The sequence below is a fragment of the Chitinophaga barathri genome, from assembly GCF_003807585.1.
GTDB lineage: Bacteria > Bacteroidota > Bacteroidia > Chitinophagales > Chitinophagaceae > Chitinophaga > Chitinophaga barathri.
Genome location: NZ_RMBX01000003.1, coordinates 490,874 through 512,042 on the forward strand (window position 1 = coordinate 490,874; position 21,169 = coordinate 512,042).

The 21,169-nt window shown below is 53.7% G+C and carries 14 protein-coding genes; 11 read left to right on the forward strand and 3 right to left on the reverse strand.

Annotation, left to right across the window (positions count from 1 at the left end):
* Positions 1 to 59 precede the first annotated feature (59 nt).
* A complete protein-coding gene (locus tag EG028_RS07805) occupies positions 60 to 1,892 on the reverse strand; it encodes a glycoside hydrolase family 2 protein (protein ID WP_120515042.1) in 1,833 nt (610 codons plus the stop codon).
* A 69-nt stretch (positions 1,893 to 1,961) separates the two neighbouring features.
* On the opposite strand from EG028_RS07805, the gene EG028_RS07810 reads away from it, so the two are divergent.
* The 3 genes from EG028_RS07810 (at position 1,962) to EG028_RS07820 (ending at position 3,733) form a co-directional block, all read left to right on the forward strand.
* Positions 1,962 to 2,651, forward strand: coding sequence for a 3-keto-disaccharide hydrolase (locus EG028_RS07810; protein ID WP_120515043.1), 690 nt, complete (start codon positions 1,962 to 1,964; stop codon positions 2,649 to 2,651).
* 93 nt (positions 2,652 to 2,744) lie between these two features.
* A complete protein-coding gene (locus EG028_RS07815) occupies positions 2,745 to 3,215 on the forward strand; it encodes an RNA polymerase sigma factor (protein WP_120515166.1) in 471 nt (156 codons plus the stop codon).
* Positions 3,203 to 3,733, forward strand: a complete 531-nt coding sequence (locus EG028_RS07820) for a hypothetical protein (RefSeq protein WP_120515044.1) — start codon at positions 3,203 to 3,205, stop codon at positions 3,731 to 3,733. The genes EG028_RS07815 and EG028_RS07820 overlap by 13 nt, the downstream gene beginning before the upstream one ends.
* Before the next feature lie 428 nt (positions 3,734 to 4,161).
* Here EG028_RS07820 and EG028_RS07825 read toward each other — a convergent pair whose 3' ends face one another.
* Entirely contained in the window at positions 4,162 to 4,617 is a 456-nt protein-coding gene (locus EG028_RS07825; protein ID WP_120515045.1) for a YhcH/YjgK/YiaL family protein, read from the reverse strand.
* Positions 4,618 to 4,765: 148 nt separating this feature from the next.
* Between EG028_RS07825 and EG028_RS07830 the strand changes: the two genes are divergently transcribed.
* On the forward strand, positions 4,766 to 5,539 hold the full coding sequence (locus tag EG028_RS07830; protein WP_120515046.1) for a hypothetical protein: 774 nt from the start codon (positions 4,766 to 4,768) through the stop codon (positions 5,537 to 5,539).
* 59 nt (positions 5,540 to 5,598) lie between these two features.
* On the opposite strand, the gene EG028_RS07835 is transcribed toward EG028_RS07830, so the two are convergent.
* Entirely contained in the window at positions 5,599 to 6,483 is an 885-nt protein-coding gene (locus EG028_RS07835; RefSeq protein WP_241559050.1) for an AraC family transcriptional regulator, read from the reverse strand.
* A 182-nt stretch (positions 6,484 to 6,665) separates the two neighbouring features.
* Between EG028_RS07835 and EG028_RS07840 the strand changes: the two genes are divergently transcribed.
* The 7 genes from EG028_RS07840 to EG028_RS07870 are packed head-to-tail and all read left to right on the forward strand — an operon-like array spanning position 6,666 to position 21,135.
* The gene (locus EG028_RS07840) at positions 6,666 to 9,785 is read left to right on the forward strand and encodes a SusC/RagA family TonB-linked outer membrane protein (RefSeq protein ID WP_120515048.1); all 3,120 of its coding nucleotides are present in this window, start codon (positions 6,666 to 6,668) and stop codon (positions 9,783 to 9,785) included.
* A gap of 20 nt (positions 9,786 to 9,805) precedes the next feature.
* Complete coding sequence (locus EG028_RS07845; RefSeq protein ID WP_162946254.1) at positions 9,806 to 11,383, forward strand: RagB/SusD family nutrient uptake outer membrane protein; 1,578 nt, start codon at positions 9,806 to 9,808, stop codon at positions 11,381 to 11,383.
* Positions 11,384 to 11,393: 10 nt separating this feature from the next.
* Complete coding sequence (locus tag EG028_RS07850) at positions 11,394 to 13,010, forward strand: glycoside hydrolase (protein ID WP_120515050.1); 1,617 nt, start codon at positions 11,394 to 11,396, stop codon at positions 13,008 to 13,010.
* Positions 13,011 to 13,019: 9 nt separating this feature from the next.
* Positions 13,020 to 13,703, forward strand: coding sequence for an SGNH/GDSL hydrolase family protein (locus EG028_RS07855; RefSeq protein WP_241559051.1), 684 nt, complete (start codon positions 13,020 to 13,022; stop codon positions 13,701 to 13,703).
* Entirely contained in the window at positions 13,675 to 15,057 is a 1,383-nt protein-coding gene (locus EG028_RS07860; protein ID WP_262707100.1) for a sugar porter family MFS transporter, read from the forward strand. Before EG028_RS07855 ends, EG028_RS07860 begins: the two co-directional genes overlap by 29 nt.
* An 11-nt stretch (positions 15,058 to 15,068) precedes the next feature.
* Positions 15,069 to 18,419 (forward strand): tetratricopeptide repeat protein, encoded by a 3,351-nt coding sequence (locus tag EG028_RS07865; RefSeq protein ID WP_120515052.1) that lies wholly within the window; start codon positions 15,069 to 15,071, stop codon positions 18,417 to 18,419.
* 4 nt (positions 18,420 to 18,423) lie between these two features.
* Positions 18,424 to 21,135 carry a sugar-binding domain-containing protein gene (locus EG028_RS07870; RefSeq protein ID WP_206614363.1) on the forward strand — a complete coding sequence of 904 codons (2,712 nt, stop codon included), beginning with the start codon at positions 18,424 to 18,426 and terminating at the stop codon, positions 21,133 to 21,135.
* Positions 21,136 to 21,169 lie beyond the last annotated feature (34 nt).

Below are 21,169 nucleotides of genomic sequence, written 5' to 3' on the forward strand. Positions count from 1 at the left end.
ATCGTTCTTCATCATCCTTCAACAGGAAGGGGAAGCCTTTGCTTCCCCTTCCGATAAACTTATGGCATTTTCACCAGCCCTGCGTGGTATAGTTTTTCATGCACCTGGTTAAACGACTCCACCGGGTTTTTGAACACGCGGCGGTCGTAGGTCATCAGCCCGTTCGTCTCCACTTCCACATCCGTAGTCTGGGTGTATACAGCAGCTGACAGGCCGGCCCTGATCAGCGTTTCCATCTTGATCATATATTCGGAATAACGGGTGAACAGCTCCTGTGCGGTTTTGAAGGTCTGGTAGCCCCAGTTGTCCTTCTGCTGCCACACATGCCCGTCCACCGGCAGGCCCAGCCCGCCGAACTCTCCCAGCACGATGGCCTGGTCTGTTTTACCATAGATCTCAGGATCGGGCATTACAGGATCGGGATAATTATGCAGGTCGATGATATGGCCGGTATGCACAAAGTTCCCGCCGCTGGCACTGTTCACCAGGCGCGAAGGGTCTTTTTTTATCGTCCATTCCGTGATCTCTTTTGTTTTGAACTGGCCCCATGCTTCGTTGAACGGCACCCATACCACAATGGAAGGCGTGTTGTGCAGCGCATCCATGATCACATTCCATTCCTCGCGGTAACTTCTTTCCGATTCCGCATTGCGCTTCTGATCTGTGCCGCGTCCGATGATGCCGGGGCGCGGTTCCCAACGGTTGCCCAGGTCGCCGCTCGGCATATCCTGCCATACGAGCACGCCCAGTTTGTCGCAATGATGATACCAGCGCGCGGGCTCCACCTTGATATGTTTGCGGATCATGTTAAAGCCCATGGCTTTTGTTTTCTCCACGTCAAACTTCAGCGCCTCGTCCGAGGGGGCGGTGTATAAGCCATCAGGCCACCAGCCCTGGTCCAGCGGGCCGTACTGGAAAAGGAATTTATTATTGAGCAGCATCCGCTGGATGCCCGTGGCGTCTTTGCCGAGGGAGATCTTGCGCATCGCGAAATAACTCTGTACTTCGTCCACCGCTTTGCCTTTCCGCATGATGCTCATTTTGAGATCGTAGAGGAAAGGATGGGAAGGGTCCCATAATTCAGGATTGCTGATCGTCAGAACAGCCGTAGCGCCCGGTTCTGCTTCCGCTTCAGCCACCTTTTCCCCGCCTTTCCAGGCGGAGAGCAGCACCTTATCGCCCTGCCCGGGGTTTACCACCGTGGTGGACACGGTGAGCGTCTGTGCGTCTATATCAGGCGTCTGGCGCACGGAAGCGAGGTAAGTACCGGGAACTGTTTCCAGCCAAACGGTCTGCCAGATTCCGGTCACCGGCGTGTACCAGATACCTTCCGGCTTGCGCACCTGTTTGCCGCGCGGCTGCGTGCCTTCGTCCGTCGGGTCCCAGACCTTTACGGTGAGCTCCTGTTTTTTGCCTTTTTTGAGGAACCGCGTAATGTCGAAAGAGAATGGGTCGAAGCCGCCGCTGTGGCTGCCGGCCAACTGACCGTTCACATATACGTCCGTTTTCCAGTCCACCGCCCCAAAGTGCAGCAGCGTTTTACGGCCTTTGGCATCTTTGGGCAGTTCAAAAGTTTGCTGGTACCAGAGCAGCTGGTCTTTGCCGACGGTTTTGCCCACGCCCGAGAGCGAGGATTCTATGGCAAAAGGCACCAGTATTTTCCCCTGCCAGGCAGCGGGCCACGACGAGTTCCGTGGAGTAAGCGCGTAATTCCATAAGCCGTTCAGGTTCTTCCAGCTGTCCCGTACAAACTGCGGGCGGGGGTATTCCGCCAGCGTGTTCGCCGGGCTCAGTGTGTCCGCCCATGGCGTGCTGATCTTACCCGGTACCGGTTTCCATTCCTGTGCATTCGCAACCGATGCCGCGAATAATAAAATAAGTAGTTTCTTCATAGACCATTTAAATATGACGTGGTGTGCTGAGCGAAACAAAATAGACATAAAATTTTATATCTTTCATACATGAAAACATTTGTCTTTTCCGCTATGCTGCTATGCAGCGCCACGTTATGTACTGCGCAAAGCCGCAGCCTCTTCAATGGCAAGGACCTCACCGGCTGGCATGTGGATGTGCCCGCGCTGGATAAGGATACCGGCGCCATCAATCCTTTTATCGTCCGCAACGGCATGCTGGTAAGCCTCGGCAGGCCGAACGGCCACCTTATCACCGATGCGTCCTACCACGACTACCGCCTCGAAACAGAATACCGCTTCGCGGGCAAACCCGGCAACTGCGGCGTACTGGTGCATGCCACCACTCCCCGCGTACTGTACGATATGTTCCCCAAATCGCTGGAAGTGCAGATGATGCATAAGAACGCCGGCGACTTCTGGTGTATCGGCGAGGACGTGACGGTGGACAGCATGGAAGTATACCGTGGCCCCAAAGACAAATGGGGCGTGGTGGACGGCACCACCCGCAGGGTGAAGAACCGTACCGACGACTCCGAAAAGCCGCTCGGCGAATGGAATACCATGGTGATAGAATGTGTGGGGAACAAGATCATGGTATGGGTGAACGGGGACCTGGTGAACAGCGGCTACGACATCACCACTTCCAAAGGCAGCATTGCCATACAGGCGGAAGGCGCGGAAGTCGAGTTCAGAAAAGTGATGCTCACCCCTATAAAAAAGCTTACCGCTAAGAAATAATCACCATCCCGGCGCTCCGCCGGGATTTTTTTTGCGCGCCGTGTAAGTTTTCTCCCTTTCCCGCAACTAACAGGGAAACGAATACAGATGATCATGGACGAAAGGCAATTTCTGCAACAGCTGGCCGAGCACGAGGGCATACTCTTCAAGATATGCCGCCTGTACCGGGATACGCCCGAGGACCGGGAAGACCTGTTCCAGGAGATCATGTACCAGCTGTGGAAGAGCCTGCCCGGCTACGAAGCCCGCTCAAAGTTTTCCACCTGGCTTTACAAGATCGCATTAAGCACCGCCCTGGTACATTTCAGGCGCAGGCGGCCGGCCATTGTATATATGCCCGCCCTGCCCGAAGTGCCCGCCCAGGCGGACGAAAACAGGCTACTGGAACTGCTGGCCCCGCTGGACGCGGCGGATAAGGCACTGATGGCCCTGTACCTGGAAGACCTGAGTTATGCCGAAATAGCCGAGATCACCGGTATCACAGAAAACAACGTTGGCGTACGGCTCAACAGGATCCGCGCCAGGATTAAAAAACACATAAACGCATCCTCATGGAAGAATTAAAAGCCGCATGGCAGAATATGGGCGCCGGTCACAAAAGCCCTGAAGACCTGAAAACATACCTCCGTAAAATGCCCGTACGCCGGGGCGTACTGTTCCAGATGATCCTGGAAACGACTTTGTTCGCGCTTTTCCTGGTATTCTACTACGACGCCTTCGACGGGCATAAAAAACCGCTGTACCTGAACCTCCTGCTGGCAGGAGCGGTAGGTTTCGTAGTACTCCACAACCTGACGGGCATCGTGCAGGCAATGAATGTACTGAAAGGGAAACACCTGCGCGATGTGCTTACGGCCTATTCGGCTCACCTGAAAGTGTTCGCCGCCATCTCCGTGGCCAGCCGGCTGGCCATGTATATCTGCCTGATGTTGTTTTTTACCTATGCCATAGAGCTGAATACTTTCAAAGTATGGGTGCTGATCGGCGCGGCATTTATATTTATCGCGCAGATGGTAGTACTGGTGAGGACCTGGCTGAAACGTATAGACGCCGCGGACCCGGGCCGTTTTGCGGGGCAATAAAAAACCTTCCCGTGAATACAGGAAGGTATTTTCTCCAGATTTTATCAGTTAAGAAATGTCAATGTATGCATACATCCGGAGGGCAGCCTATGAATAAGCACAGGTCTCAGATCATGCGGGACTGCTGATTAATTATGATGCATTAAACATGCTGGTTTGGCGGAAAGAGCCCCGGAAAAGGGCGGAAATAGCTTAAGTATTGTAAATACGGTTATATCCTGAGCTATGGAGAAATGAATAACACTCCGAATATAACTCAATTAACAAATATTAACGCGTTAAACGCTTGTTAAGTTGAGGCATTAACAAAGCGGGCCGCACCACCAGGTACAGCCCGCTTTTGTATTTTACGCGGTCAAAGATCACATGAGGATGCCCCTTTGTGAAAAATTTGCACAAATAAACACTTTGACAATAAAAGCCAGTAATTAATTTACACTCACCTTCATCACTACTTTTTTCACCTGTTCAGGCCCGTCAGCCCTCAGGTTTGGCATATGCAGGTCCGTCGGGAAAAAGATGGCGAAATACCCCGCTTCCAGCTTTGAGAAAAAAGACGGTTTTTCAGCAAACAGCATGTAATCGGATGCCTCGTCATAAGCCTTGCTGGGTTTCTTTTCCAGCATAAAATCGTGCCCGATAAGCTCCTTTCCTTTATGAATATATTGCACGTCAATATACTTTTTGTGGGATTCCATTTGTTCCCCGCTGGGGTCGATGGTTTCGTATTCATTCACGATGGCGATGATGTCTGTGCCATCCACTTCGTATTTCCCTTTTTCCAGCGTGGAGAAGTCCGTTTGGGTTAAGTATTCGAAGGTCTTGATGAATTTAGGTCCAAGTCCGTAGTAGAGCGCGGCGTTAGCCAGTGTATCAATGATCATAACAAAAAATTAATCGGGGATTAATATACGGAGTTTTTGATATCTCCACCGGAAAATCCGTTCGTCGTGCCATAATGCAGTTTATCGGCATTAGCAGCGGTTAGCAGGAAACCTCCCGGTAAAATGGTTCTGACCGCTAATTTGCGGCATGACGCGATATTTCCTGATAACCATGCTGGTGCTGGCTGCGGCCTGCTCAGACAAAGACAAATCTTCCCCCCTGCCTTTCGAGTCCATTGGCAGCTCCAAAAATCAGCCCGGTATAGGGCCTAACGACGGCGAGCCACTGGGCACCGCATTCACGCTTCCTGCCGGCACCCGTTTCGTACAGCGCCCTAACCACCGGTTTGATCCCGATCTGGACAAATTGTTCGGTAATGCCAATACGTTTTATGTAGATGTTCACCTGGTGAACGACGATACCGTGAAAGGAGACCGGATGATCGAATTCCAGCCGGGACTGGTCATGATGGATGTGGCGCCCGGCCGCATACAGAATGGAATGCTGATGGACCGGGTACTGATCAATATGCCGCCTACAGGCTCCGGGCCGGGCGGGGTCAACGATACGGTGACCGTATACCTCGGCGTGGTGTGCCTGAATGAAGACCGGGGCGTGCCCTGGGGAGACAACCAGGAGGACGACACCCGTGATTACCCCATTGCAAAAGGCATGTACCTGCCATCCGTGGTCACCAGCGACCCGAACCTCCTGCGGCTCATTTCCTTGCTGGATGGGAAAGACCTGCGGCTGAAACGGCATTACAACCCGCGGGAAATATTTGACGAACACTACATAGAGCCTGAATGGATGCAGATCTACTCCATGATACAGAAAATGGTATGGAAGATCACCGAAGAAAACGGGCTGGGCAAAGAAGATATACGCGAGCTGACCAATGCGCTCAATGCTTATCAGTAAACATACTCGATTTATATTGACATCATGAACCGCGGGGCCTCTTCAGGCCCCGTTTCTATTTACGCCCCGCGCCTTGCCCGGTAATGGTTCGGGCTTACGCCCATGAGTTTATTGAACATCCGGGAAAAATAATACGGGTCCGCCATGCCCAGTTTATACGCGATCTCCTTCACCCGCATATCCGTAAAAATGAGGTACTGGCAGGCCTTCTGGATCTTGAGGTGATTAAAATACTCCATCGGCGAAAAACCTGTTCGCTTGCGGAAAATATGGGAATAATGAGAAGCGGAAAGATTCACCGCCTGCGCCAGCCCGCTGAGGGTAAGCGCCTGCGCCAGCTGCTCCTGCATATAACTGATGGAAAGCTCCACCGCATCCTTGCGCCGGTTCTTTTCCGAAAGGCTGAACTGGTCGTCGTACAGGAAAGAAGACAGGAAATGCCATAAACACATATTGGCATAACAGAGATTATCGCTGCCATAGCCCCTTTCAAGACTGGCATACATATCCTCGAACAGCGCAATCCTTTTCTGCTGGAACGTGATACCTCCCATGTGCCCGCCATGCCTGCGTATCATAGCATCCGTGATCTCCTTTGCCATCGGGCCTTTGAAGTGCGTCCAGTAAATGGTCCAGGAGTCCGATTCGTCCGCGGCATAACTATGCGCGCTGCCCGCCGGGATGATCACAAAAGAATCCGGCCCCAGCGCATACTTTTTTTTACCTATCTGCGCCTGCCCCTTTCCTTCGCGGCAGTAGATAAGAATATGCTGGTCGATGCCATGCAGCCGCTGCCGGAAATGATACCTCGCTTTCGGGTAATAGCCGATGTCCGTTACGTACGCCCCGCCGATCACAGGATCGCCGGCACAGCCTTCCGCCACGATCTTTCGCGGTAAAATGACGGCCCGCTGGCCTTCAAAACCTTCTTTTTTGCGGATCATACCCAAATGTAAGGAATAATAAAAAAATCCATGAATCCCCGCTATGGATCAAAATTTCCTGCATGTCAAACATATCGGACCGTAAGATAATCCATCATATCCGTAATAATGACTATTGAACCGGCGGCCGGGATGTATAATATTTGTATCAATTCTTTCCACGGCGTTAAAAACGTAATGTTATGAAAAAACGACTACTGCTCTTATGGGCTTTCCTCCTATGCCTGTACCAGCTCTCATTTTCGCAGAGCACGCCCATTACCGGTAAAATATCCGGGATGGACGGCGCACCGCTTCCCAACGTATCCGTACAGGTAAAAGGCACTTCCACAGGCGCCATTACCAACGCCCAGGGCACATTCTCCCTGCAGGCCGGTACAGATGCCATTCTTATCATTTCCTCCATCGGCTACCTGCCGCAGCAAGTGGCTTTAAAAGGCCGCTCATTCATTGCTTTAACCCTGGAAACGGACAACAAAACCCTCAATGACGTGGTGGTGATCGGCTACCAAAGCACCGCGCGCAAAAACGTGACCACTTCCATCTCTTCCGTTTCCGCAAAAGATATTGAGCCGTACACCAGCGGCACCGTAGCCACCGCCATCCAGGGCAAGCTGGCCGGCGTGCAGATCATGGCGGCAGACGGCAGCGTGGGCTCGCAGCCCCGCATTCTCGTACGTGGCCTCAGCAGCATCACGGCAAACACCAATCCCCTCGTGATCGTGGACGGGATGGAGATCGGGTACAATTTTATGAACACCATCAACCCGCTGGACATCCTCAGCATCGATGTGCTCAAAGATGCATCCGCCGCATCCATCTACGGTGCGCGCTCCGGCCAGGGTGTCATCCTTATCACCACAAAAAAAGGAAAAGGCGCGCCCACCATCAATTTCTCCGCCGTCTATGGCATCACGCAGTCTCCCAATGTAAAACTGGCCGGCGCACAGGAATATGCGGGCCTGATGAACCAGATCGCCACGAACAGCGGCGCCACGCTACCTTTCCCCGACGTAAAAAGCCTGAGCAACACCAATTACTGGGATGAAACCTTCGGGCAGGGCAACCGCCAGAATTATAACCTGAGCATTTCAGGCGGCGGCAACGGGCTTTCCGTATTCGGCAGCCTCGGTTATTATTCGGAAGAATCGTATGCGGGCAAACAGGCGGGCCAGTGGAAAAAGATCACCGGAAGGCTGAATGTGGACTGGGATATCAACAAAGTGGTGAAGACCGGTATCAATATTTCGCCGCGTTATGAGAATTATCCCTTTGCGCCGCTGAACCTTACCTGGGGCGCTTTTGCCATGGACCCTACCGTGGCGCCGTTTCGCAGCGAAGCGGATGTGATCGCGTCGCTGCCGCCGCTCACCGGTGTGTTCGCCGACTTTATGACCGCGTTTAACCCGGCCTACAGCGTGCCCGGCAGGTCGTTATTTAACGGGCTGATCAACCCGGAATTCAACAAACGCACGAACTTCGATAAAAGAGAATATTTCGGCGGCCAGTTCAGCACCTATCTCGAGATCAAACCTTTTAAAGGCCTCGTGCTCAAATCCGTGCTGGACGCTACCGCCAACTTCTCCCAGCAGAACAATTATGCTCCCAAATATTATTTCGCGCCCAACAGCTACAACGCCAAAACGGCCGTAACTTCAGCCACCGCGCAGAACAGCCGCGTGAAGATCACCAGCACGGCAGATTACACGCTGCCGCTGCCCGAGGAACATTCCGTGAACGTACTGCTGGGTCATAGCTACGACAGCTATTCCACCAAAGGCACAAACGCTTCCCGCGAAAATATTCCTTTCGATAGCGAACCATTCCGTTACATCAACGCGGGCAACCTCGTAACCGGCGCCAGCGGCGGCTACCAGCCAGGAGCAGCGCCCTTTGGCAAAATGCTTTCTTTTTTCGGATCGCTCCGTTACAACTACAAAGAAAAATATTACCTGACCGGCACCATGCGCGCGGACGCTTCCAGCCTGGTAAACCCGCTTTACCGCTGGGGTTATTTCCCTTCCGTATCCGGTGCATGGGTGATCTCGCAGGAAAGTTTCTTTGATCCCTTAAAAGATCATGTAAGTTTCCTGAAACTCAGGGCCAGCTGGGGTAAAAGCGGGGGCAACCTGCCAGGCTCCGTGGGCGATTATATGTCTTATGTTAACATGATCACCTACGTGGACGCCACCGGCAAAGTGATCAACGGTTACACGCCCGGCTCCATCAACAATCCCGAGCTGAAATGGGAAATACAGCAGGACTTCACCGTGGGCCTTGATGCAGCGCTGTTCAACGACAAGCTGAACATCTCCATCGACCGCTACACCCGCAACCCGAAAAACCTGCTGCTGCCTGTGCGTGTAGACCCTTCGCTAGGTTACCCGCAAGGTTACATCCCCACCCAGTACGCGAACGTAGGAGAAATGACCACCAAAGGCTGGGACGTGGCCGTTGGTTATAAAGACAATATCACCCGAAAACTGAGCTACGGCGTAAACCTCACGCTTACACAATTCAAATCGGAAGTGGATTACCTCTCCAGTTCTGACCCCATCATCGGCGGCGAGAACAATGAAGTGATCAGCACCTTCCGCTCCCGCACCACCGTAGGCCATGCACCCGGGGCATGGTGGGGTTTTACCGTGGACGGCGTGTTCCAGACGGACCAGGAAGCCAGCAGCTACGTGAACAAAAACGGCGAAAGACTGCAACCGCAAGCCACCGCGGGCGACCTTAAGTTCCGCGACTTCAATAATGACGGCAAGATCGACAACAACGATATGTCCGACCTGGGCTCCCCCTACCCCAAGTTTTCCGCGGGCCTCGCGCTGACGCTGGCTTATGGCAACTTCGATTTCAGGACGGAACTGTACGGTGTATTTGGCCAGCAGAACTTCAACCAGTACCGCAGGAATATGATAGCAGGCGGTAACTACAACTTTATTTCCGGCTTCCAGGACCAGTACTGGCATGGTGAAGGCACCAGCAACAGCTTCCCCGTACTGCGCAAAACCGATTTAAACGGCAACTTCACGAAGATGTCCACCTTCTTCCTCGAAAAAGGGAACTTCCTGCGGGCGAACCTGATGCAGATCGGGTATAAAGTGCCGGAGGGGCTGATCAAAGGCATCAAAAACCTACGTGTGTATGTATCCGCGCAAAACCTGTTCACCATCAGCAATTATTCAGGGCTGAACCCGGATATTCCCTGGTATTCCACTATTTCCTACGCAGGGAATGACAACTACCAGATGGTGCCGCCACGCTTATATACGTTCGGGTTAAACCTTGCTTTATAAACTTATTTCAATTCATGTACATGAAACATCTTTTTCCATATATCCTCGGCGGCGCGATGCTGGTTTCGGCGGCGGGCTGCAACAAACTCGACCAGGCGCCATACGGCTCCGCCATCGTGGAAGACCAGTATTATACCACGCTGGACCAATGCAATACCTCCACGATGGTCGCTTACCGCTACATCAATTACAGCACCTGGTGGGAAATACTCAACTGGCGTTACCTCGCCGGCGAAGCGGCTTCGGACAACGGATGGGTAGGCAACACTTATCAGCCCCACCCCACCTACGACGCGGCGGCCCACTTCACGCTGGATGCCGGCAATGACCGGAACGAAGCACAATGGATCGATCTTTACAAAAGCATCGGCCGTTTTAACAGTACGATCGCGGGCATTACCGACGCGCCTATCCCGGAAGCCAATAAAAAACAGTTCATCGCCGAACTGAAGTTCCTGCGCGCCTGGTGTTATTTCGACCTGATCCGCAACTGGGGCCCTGTGCCCCTGGTGCTGGAGATCTATCCGCCTAATACACACCTGCCGCGCTCTTCCGTGCAGGATGTATATAACCAGATCGATAAAGACCTGAACGAATGCATTGCCGTATTGCCGAAGAAAGGCGCATATCCCGCCGCGGACCGCTTCCGCGCATCCCGCGGGGCCGCGCTTACGCTGCTGGCAAAAGCAAGCCTGTACATGGAAAACTGGCCCAAAGCCGAATCATTGTCGAAACTGGTGATAGACGAAGGCGATTACAACCTGGAGCAGCAATTTTCCACGCTCTGGCAATACACTTACAAAAACGGTATTGAATCCATCTTTGAAATACAGAACGGCTCTTCACAGGTGCCCGCGCTGCCTTTCAACCAGTTCCAGGTGGTGCTGAACTCACCGGGGGACGCCGGCTGGGGGTATTACTCCGTATCCAGCGACCTGGAAAATGCATACAAATCAGAAGGCGACAGCATCCGCCTGCAATGGACCATCAACCGTCACGGCCTCCCCGTGGCCGGCGATCCCAACGCGCCTTCGTTTGACGGCAGGCCCTGGCCCGCTTCCAGTTCTTCCAAGTCCGCGCGTTTCAGCCGCAAACATTATACGCCAAAGGCGGAACGCCCGGCCAACGGCCTTTCCAGCCTGAACGACAAGATCCTTCGTTTTGCGGACGTACTGCTGATCCACGCGGAAGCCTGCGCCATGCAGCAGAAATCGGGCGAAGCACTGGGCTCATTGAAAAAAGTACGCGACAGGGTGAATCTCCTTACAGACATGAACCTCACCGGCTGGAACCTGATCAATGCCGTGCGTAAAGAACGCCGTCTTGAAATGGCCTACGAAGGTGACCGCCTGTATGATATCCGCCGCTGGAAAGACCAGAACGGCAAACCGGTGATCAGCGGCATCATGGGCCCGCAGGGCAGTTTTGTGTTGTACAATACCACTATCAGCACCGATCCTTTTGAAACAAAAAACACCACTGAATTACAGAATAAAGGCACCAGCTTCAGGGAAAACACGCATATGCTCTGGCCCATACCCGCCAGCCAGATATTGCTTTCCGAAGGAGCCATGCAGCAAAACCCAGGTTATTTCTAAACAAACACGGATGAAGACACTCTCGATCATAGGTTTCGCGTTTTTCGCGGCCTTCTGTGGCAAAGGTTCCAACCCGGGCCCCGGCCCGGGCGGTTCCTCCTGCATCTATCTCGGCAGGGATACCTGCGCACAGAAAGCCGTACAGAAAGTGACCATACTTCTGCAGAATACACGGCAGACCATTCACAGCTTCGGCGCCTCCGACTGCTGGACCACCAAGTACATCGGCACCTGGGGCAATACCGGCAAAAAGAACCAGGTAGCGGATTACCTCTTCAGCATGGACACTGCCACGGATGGCTCACCCAAAGGAATCGGCCTTTCACTCTGGCGTTTTAACATCGGTGCGGGCAGCCGCGAGCAGGGCGTGAACAGTAATATCACCGACGAATGGAGAAGGGAAGAATGTTTCCTGAATGCTGACGGCAGCTACGACTGGAGCAAATCACAAGGCCAGCAATGGTTCCTGCAGGCGGCCAAACAAAGAGGCGTGAAATACACCCTTGGTTTTTCCCTCTCCGCCCCTGTGCATTTTTCACTGAACGGCAAAGCCTTCAACGGCTCCGGCGGCACCATGATGAATATACAGGCCGGCAAAATGGACACCTATGCGGACTTCCTCGCCAACGTCACCAAACACTTCGGGTTCGATTACCTGAGCCCCGTCAACGAGCCACAATGGGCCTGGGGTAATGGTAACACGGCAAACCAGGAAGGTACACAGGCCACAAACGACCAGGTGGCGGAGCTAAGCCGCCTCACCGCGCAAAAGCTGGCCGGCACTAATTCCCGCATCGTGGTAGGCGAAGCCGGTACGCTGGAATTCCTGTACGGCAAAAATACGGACAACCGCGGCGATCAGATCACGCAGTTCTTCTCTCCTTCCGCACCATACTACCTCGGTGATCTGCCGAACGTAGCGAAAATAATCTCAGGGCACAGCTATTTCACCACATGCCCGGACAACACGCTTATAAACACCCGCACACAGCTGCTGAACAAAGCCCGGCAAGTGGACGCGAATCTTGAACTGTGGCAGACCGAATTTGGAATCCTCGGTGACATCTGCGGCCAGTACAACGGTTCACCCCGCAACACCGGCATTGAATACGGGCTGTATGTGGCAAAGGTTTTGCATCACGACCTCGTGATCGCGGGCGTTACCTCCTGGCAGTGGTGGCTGGCCGTGAGTCCCTACAATTACAGCGATGCGCTGGTATACATCAACGATGCCTCGGGGCAGATGAACGTCCCCAATTGTAAAACAGACGGCATTGTACTGGATTCCAAACAGCTCTGGGCTTTCGGTAACTTCGCAAGGTTCATCAGGCCAGGCATGAAACGCGTGGAAACAAGCATAGAAGGCAACAACGACCCCGCCATCGCGGCAGGCACGCTCATGATCTCCGCTTATAAAAACGAAACAACCAAACAACTGGTAGCCGTTTTGGTAAACCCGGAGAACAAAGAAAAATACATACAACTGAACGGCATAACCATCGCCGGCAACAAACTCGATCAGTATACAACGGACGCTTCCAGCAATTGTAAACGCTCCGTAGCGGATGCAAACAGGATAGTGATCCCGGCAAAATCAGTGGTAACAGTAAGCGGCCAATACCCATAATTGAAACGCATGAAAAGACAGTTCATCGTAGTACTCTTTATTATGTTCAACATAACCGCCCTGCGAGCGCAGGACACTACGTTCCTGCGGCAGGTGCGGTCTGAATTACAAAAGACCTGGCCGCACAACCGGGCGGTCAATCTTGTATTTCACGGCCATTCCGTGCCCGCGGGATATTTTGCCACACCGGTGGTGAACACGCTGGAAGCCTACCCCCAGCAGGTATTAAAAGGCCTGAAGGAAAAATACCCGAACGCGGTGATCAACGTGATCGTAACGGCCATCGGCGGGGAAAATTCGGTGAAAGGCGCGGAACGTTTCAGCAGTACCGTGCTCATTCACCAACCGGACGTGTTGTTTATAGACTATGCGCTGAACGACCGGGCAATAGGCCTTGAAAAAGCCCGCGCCGCCACGGAACAGATGATCCGCGAAGCGCAGGCGCAACACATTCCCGTGATACTGCTCACCCCTTCACCGGATATCTCCACGGACTGGAAATCGGCCGGCAATCCGCTACGCCTGCTCCGGGACCAGATCGTAACATTGGCAAAACAATATAAAACCGGGCTGTTGGACACCTATGACATCTTCCTCCGGCAAGCCGACGTAAAGCCGCTGATGGCGCAAAACAACCATCCAAATGAAAAGGGGCATAGGCTGATTGCGGAAGGAATATTACATTGGTTCTGATAAAATACACTACAGCATGCAGCAAAGATTCAACCACGCGTATATCATCGGCATTTCATTCATATCCGCGCTCGGCGGCTACCTGTTCGGTTTCGACTTTGCAGTGATCTCCGGCGCACTGCCCTTCCTCCGTACCACCTTTGCGCTGAACGCATGGTGGGAAGGGTTCCTCACAGGCTCTCTGGCCCTGGGCTGTATGGTAGGCTGCCTGGCCGCCGGTGCACTGGCGGACCGCTACGGGCGCAAACCCGGGCTGATCCTCGCAGCGTTCATCTTCACGCTTTCTTCGCTGGGCATGGCCTTTTCCGAAGGGCTCACTATGTTCGTGACCATGCGTTTTGCCGCGGGCATCGGTGTGGGCATGGCTTCCATCCTCAGCCCCTTGTACATCGCCGAGATCTCCCCGGCACACCTGCGCGGTCGGAATGTTTCCATCAATCAACTTACGATCGTGATCGGCATCCTGGTCACCAATCTCGTGAACTATACACTTGCCTCTAAAGGCGATGAAGCCTGGCGCTGGATGTTTGGCCTGGGCGCCTTGCCCAGCCTCGTCTTCCTGTTTGGCGTACTGCTGCTGCCCGAAAGTCCCAGATGGCTCATGGGCAAAGGCAAAACGGAACAGGCACGGAAAACGCTCGCCCGCATCGGCGATGCCGCCTTTGTGGAAGAAACCGCGCGGGACATCCGTACATCCCTCCAGGGCCACACGCGCACCAGTCTGAAAGCCGTATTTGAAAAAGCAGTAAGGCCGGCTGTAGTAGTGGGCATTACACTCGCGGTATTCCAGCAGTTGTGCGGTATCAACATCGTATTCAATTATACCTCCACCATCTTCGCATCCGTGGGCGCCGACCTGGACAGCCAGCTGTTCGAAACGATCTCTATCGGCATTGTGAACCTGGTATTCACACTGGTGGCCATGTGGCAGGTGGATAAACTGGGCAGACGGCCGCTGATGCTGATCGGTTCACTCGGGCTTTCCGTGGTCTATATCGTTTTAGCCTTACTGCTGCGCAACCAGGCGGATGTGAAGTTCGTTTCGTTCTTCGTGCTGCTGGCCATTGCGATGTACGCCACTTCGCTGGCGCCGGTCACCTGGGTGCTCATTTCGGAAATATTCCCCAACAAGATCAGGGGCCTGGCGTCTTCCATCGCCATCGTTTCTCTCTGGGGCGCCTATTTTATCCTTGTATTTACTTTCCCCATACTGGCCGAAAACCTGGGAACATATGGCCCCTTCTATTTGTACGCGGGTATCTGTTTCCTCGGTTTCCTTTTTATCCGCGCCAAAGTGCGTGAAACAAAAGGCCAGACGCTGGAACAACTGGAGCAACATTTAATAAGACACTAAATAAACAGGCAATGAGCGATTTTTCTGTGCAGGTCTGGGAGGAAAAGATCAGTATCCCGACGTACGGCATTGGCAAGCCGGATAAAAACCCGATGTTCTTCGAAAAACGTGTGTACCAGGGCAGCAGCGGTGTTGTATACCCGCATCCCGTCATAGAAAAAATACTGGACGAAAAAAAGGACGAGATATGGAACGCGGTTTTCCTCGAAAACCAATACCTGAAGATCATGATCCTGCCGCAGCTGGGCGGCCGTGTGCAGATGGCGTACGACAAAGTGGGCAAAAGACATTTCATCTATTATAACCAGGTGATAAAACCAGCGCTGGTAGGCCTCTGCGGGCCGTGGATATCCGGCGGCATAGAGTTCAACTGGCCGCAGCATCACCGCCCCAGCACCTACGAACCCATTGATTTTACCATAGAAGAAAATGCGGACGGCAGCAAAACCGTATGGGTGAATGAAGTGGAACGTATGTTCAGAACCAAGGGTATGGCCGGCTTCACCCTGCACCCGGACAAAGCGTACCTCGAAATAAAAGGCAAACTCTACAACCGCACTCCCCTGCCCCAGACCTTCCTCTGGTGGGCAAACCCCGCCGTGAAAGTGAACGATCATTACCAATCCGTATTCCCGCCGGACGTACATGCGGTATTTGATCACGGCAAACGGGATGTGAGCGATTTCCCCATCGCCACCGGCGTGTATTACAAAGTGGATTACGCCCCGGGAACGGATATTTCCCGTTACAAAAATATTCCTGTCCCCACTTCGTATATGGCGATCCGTTCGGATTATGATTTTGTGGGAGGATATGAAAACGATACCCAGGCCGGCGTACTGCATGTGGCCAATCACCATATTTCCCCCGGTAAAAAACAATGGACCTGGGGCCACAGCGACTTCGGAAGGGCATGGGACAAAAACCTCACGGACGAAGACGGGCCGTACATAGAACTGATGACCGGCGTTTATACCGACAACCAGCCCGATTTCAGCTGGCTGATGCCTTACGAGGAAAAGTCCTTCACACAATATTTCATGCCCTACAGGGAGCTGGGAGTGGTCAAAAACGCGACGAAAGACTTCCTGCTGTACACTTCTATGCAAGGGAACACGCTGGAGATAAAGATATTCGCCACCGGGGAACAGGTGATGCATACGCTGGAACTGTTTGCGGACGGGCAGCCCGTGTTCAGGGACGTTTTTAACGTTTCTCCCGCACAGGTCTTCACCCGCGGCATCCCGTTACCTGCGGGCACCCGGGAAGAATCGCTGCTGGTGATCGTAAACGGCGAAGACGGTAAAGAAAAGATCCGTTACCAGCACAGGCCGAACGGCGAAACAACACCGCCCTCCCCCGCATCCGCCGCTTTGGCGCCGGAAGCCGTGGAGAACAACGAACAGCTGTACCTCACCGGCCTGCATCTGGAACAATACCGTCACGCTACTTACAATCCCGTGGACTATTACACGGAAGCGCTCCGCCGCGACCCGAAGGATGTACGCAATAACAACGCGCTGGGCGCATGGTATCTTCGCAGGGGACAATTTGCCAGGGCAGAACCTTATTTCAGAACAGCGGTGGAAACGCTCACCAGCCGTAATCCCAATCCCTATGACGGTGAGCCCTTGTACAACCTGGGCCTTTGCCTGGACATGCAGGGCCGCAGAGATGAAGCCTATGATCAATATTACAAAGCCGTATGGAACAGCGCCTGGCAGGACAGCGGGTATTTCTCCCTCGCCCGCATCAGCGCTCACCGCGGTCAATATACGGAAGCGCTGGAGCAGGTGAACTGGTCCCTGGACAGGAATGCACGCAACAACAAGGCATGGGCTTTAAAAGCCGCCATCCTGCGCAAAACCGGCCGTTATGAAGAAGCCCTGGACGTCTGTAAAGACGGGCTGCGCCGCGACCTGTTCAACCTCACGCTTTATTTCGAGCAGCAGCTGAGCCTTGAAGCCTCCGGTGATATAAAAGCCGCCGCGGTGGCCAGCAGCACGCTCGTCCGGCTGGGCAGGGACGATGACCATAACTTCCTGGAATATGCCGGGGACTATGCGGCGGCGGGCCTGTACGAAGAGGCGATCGGCCTGATGAGCCTGCAATCGCGGGAAAGATCGCCGATGCATTATTATTATCTTGGCTGGTTTTACCAGCAGGGCGGTCATACAGATACCGCGCTTAGGTTCTTCAAACAAGCCGCGGCAGCCGATCCTGCATTGTGTTTCCCCAACAGGATGGAAGATGTGCCCGTGCTGCAGCTGGCCATGGAAATGAACCCGCAGGATGCAAAGGCGCCTTATTACCTGGGCTGCCTCTGGTACGACAAAAGACAATACAACGAAGCCATCGCCATGTGGGAGGAATCTCTCCGCCGCGACGATACCTTCCCCACCGTTCACCGCAACCTCGGCATCGCGCTGTTCAACAAGCGACACAATGCATCCGCCGCCCTCCGGCATTTCGAAAAAGCGTTTGAGCTGGATACATCGGACGCGCGCGTGCTCATGGAGCTGGATCAGCTGCGCAAACGCCTGAACGCGGATCCTGAACAACGCCTTGCTTTCCTGGAAACACATATAACGCCGGTGAACTGGCGCGATGACCTGTACCTCGAAAGAGCCGCGCTGCACAACTTTCTCGGCCGTCATGAACATGCTTTCGGGCTGATCATGCAGCGCCGGTTCCATCCCTGGGAAGGCGGCGAAGGCAAGGTATCCGGCCAGTACTGTTATAGTCTTGCGGCACTGGCGCGGCAGGACATACAGCAGGGGCAATTCGAAGCCGCTATCACCAAACTGCAAATGGCGCAGGTATTCCCGGATTCGCTCGGGGAAGGCAAGCTGTACGGCGCACAGGAAAACGATATATTTTACTGGCTGGGTAAAGCGTACGAAGGTTTGCACGATGCGGAAAACGCCGCCGTTTATTTCCGTAAAGCCACCGAAGGCCTCAGCGAACCGGCCGCCGCAATGTATTACAACGATCAGCCGCCTGAAAAAATATTCTACCAGGGCCTGGCCTGGGAAGCACTGGACCAGAAAAACAAAGCAGAAGCCATTTTCCGCAGGCTGATCGCCTATGGCGAAGCACATGGCAATGATGAAGTGAAGATCGATTATTTCGCCGTGTCGCTGCCGGACCTGCTGATCTTCGAAGACAACCTGGACGTGCGCAACGCCATGCACTGTGAATTTATGAAAGGGCTGGGGTATCTTGGCCTGAAGGAAACCGCTTCCGCAGTGGCCTGTTTCCGGAAAGTACTGGTGCAGGGTTTTCATGCGGGAGCAAAAGCACATTTAATATTGGCCCGCGAAATGCAGGCCCCTGCCGCGGCAGGTAATGAAAAAAAATAGTTCCATGTTTCGCAGACTCGTTATCATATTCCTCCTCAGCAGCACCGGCGCCACCGCGCAAACATTACCGCTCGCGGGCAAATGGCAGTACCGGCTGGACCCGGAGGATAAAGGAATAAAAGAAGAATGGTTCAACCGGCAGTTCAGCCAGTCGCTTCAACTACCCGGCACGCTGGACGATGCGGGCATCGGGAAAGCCAGCACGCTGACGCCCGACTCGCTCAATAAAGAAATACTGCTGATGCTCACCCGTAAACATTCCTATACCGGCCCCGCCTGGTATGCGAAGGAAGTGACGATACCGGCATCATGGCGTAATAAAAGCATTCAACTTACGCTGGAACGCGTATTGTGGAATACCCGTGTGTGGGTGGATGGCGTGGAGTGCGGTGCGGATGAGAGCTTGATAGCTCCGCATCGTTTCTCCGCCACCACCGTTTTTACACCCGGCAAACATAAATTGGTGATCCGTGTGGACAACCGGAAACGGTACGATATGAGCGTGCGCGACATGGCGCATGCCTATACGGACGGCACGCAGATCATCTGGAACGGCATGATCGGGAAAATGCAGCTGCAGGCAAAAGACAAAATTCATATCCTGCAAACGCAGGTGTATCCTGACATCAGCCACCGCTCCGCTCTTGTGCGTGTGAAGGTTCAAAATGAAAACGGCGCCACTGCAAAAGGACAGATCACTATACAAGCCGGCGGAAAAACGCAGATGCTGAACGCGGAGTTGCCCGCAGGTGTTTCCTCGCATGAACTGACCTTACAACTGGGCGCTGAAATGAAAACATGGGACGAATTCCATCCCTACCTCTATACACTCAAAACCACCCTGGCCGCCGGAGCCGCGAAAGACGCCGCCAGCACCACCTTTGGGATGCGAGAGGTAACGAATAAAAACGCGCTCCTCCAGGTGAACGGCAAACGTATCTTCCTGCGGGGAACACTGGAATGCAATATCTTCCCCCTCACCGGCCACCCGCCGATGGACCGGAAAGGATGGCTGAAAGTATTCAGTTCCGCCAAAGCATACGGCCTGAACCACCTGCGGTTCCACTCCTGGTGCCCGCCATCCGCTGCTTTTGAAGTCGCGGACTCCGTGGGATTTTATTTGCAGGTGGAGCTTCCTTTCTGGAATAAAAACGCCGGAAAAGACACCGCGATGAATACATGGCTGGAATCAGAAGCGGCGCGCATCAGCCAGGAATATGGCAATCATCCATCCTTCTGTTTCTGGTCTATGGGCAATGAACTGGAAGGGAATTTCCAGTGGCTGGAAGATATGGTGGCAAGCCTGAAAAAGTCCGACCCGCGGCATTTGTATACCACCACCACATTCACTTTCCAGCGCGATCACGGCAAATGGCCGGAACCGGGGGATGAATTTTTTATCACCCAGTACACCCGTAAAGGATGGGTACGCGGGCAGGGAATTTTTAACACCATCCCTCCCTCCTTCGCCACCGACTATACGAAAGAAACAGACAGCCTGACCGTACCGCTGATCACCCATGAAATAGGCCAGTATTCCGTATTTCCGAATATGGAAGAGATAAAAAAATACACCGGCGTACTGGACCCGCTGAACTTTAAGGCCATCCGGAAAGATATGGAACGGAAAGGCCTGTTGTCATTAGCTCCGCAATACCTCCAGGCCAGCGGTAAATTCGCGGCTAACCTGTATAAAGAAGAAATAGAACGCGCGCTGAAGACCCGCAACTTCAGCGGTTTCCAGCTGCTGGACCTGCACGACTTCCCCGGCCAGGGCACCGCGCTCATCGGCATACTGGATGCTTTCTGGGACAGCAAAGGGCTGGTAACGCCCGCGCAGCACCGGATGTACTGCTCCGCTGTAGTCCCCCTGCTCCGTTTTGAAAAAGCCGCTTATACCAGCAACGAAACGTTCACCGCCACCGCGGAAGCCGCCAACTTCAGCGAAAACGCCCTCTCCGGCATTACGCCGGAATGGACCATCAAAACCAGCGCCGGTAAGGTGATTGCATCGGGCAGGCTCGCAGCGGGACAGATCCCGTTGGGCAACGGGCATACGCTGGGCGATATCCGCGTCCCGCTAAATAAGATCAGCGCCGCATCGGAACTGACCATTACACTGCGCATCGGGCAACATCACAATGAATGGAGGATCTGGGTATACCCTGATACACGCAGCGAAACATTCCCTTCCGTTCATTACACCCGCTCATTCCCCGAGGCCATGCAATGGCTGAATGAAGGAAAAACAGTACTGCTCAACCCGGACACCGCTTCGCTGAACGGCGTGGAAGGCCGCTTTGCACCAGTGTTCTGGAGCCCGGTACATTTCCCCGCGCAACCCGGCACCATGGGCATCCTATGCAATCCGAAACATCCCGCGCTGGCAGACTTCCCTACCGCCGCATATAGCGACTGGCAATGGTGGGACCTGATCACCTCCTCCAAAACCATGGTGACAGACAGTCTCCCCACCCTCACGCCCATCGTGCGCGTCATGGACAACTTCTTCAAAAACCGTAAAATGGCTAATGTCCTGGAAGCCAGGGTGGGAAAAGGAAAACTCATCTTCACTTCCCTCGATCTTTACCGCGACCTGGACAAACGCCCGGCAGCTAAACAGCTGCGGTACAGCCTGGAAAAATATATGCAGGGGGCAACGTTTAAACCTTCGGTGACATTGACGGAGCAACAATTGAAAAAACTTCTGAAATAATTGTTTGTGTTTGGGCCGCCAAAAGGATCAATAA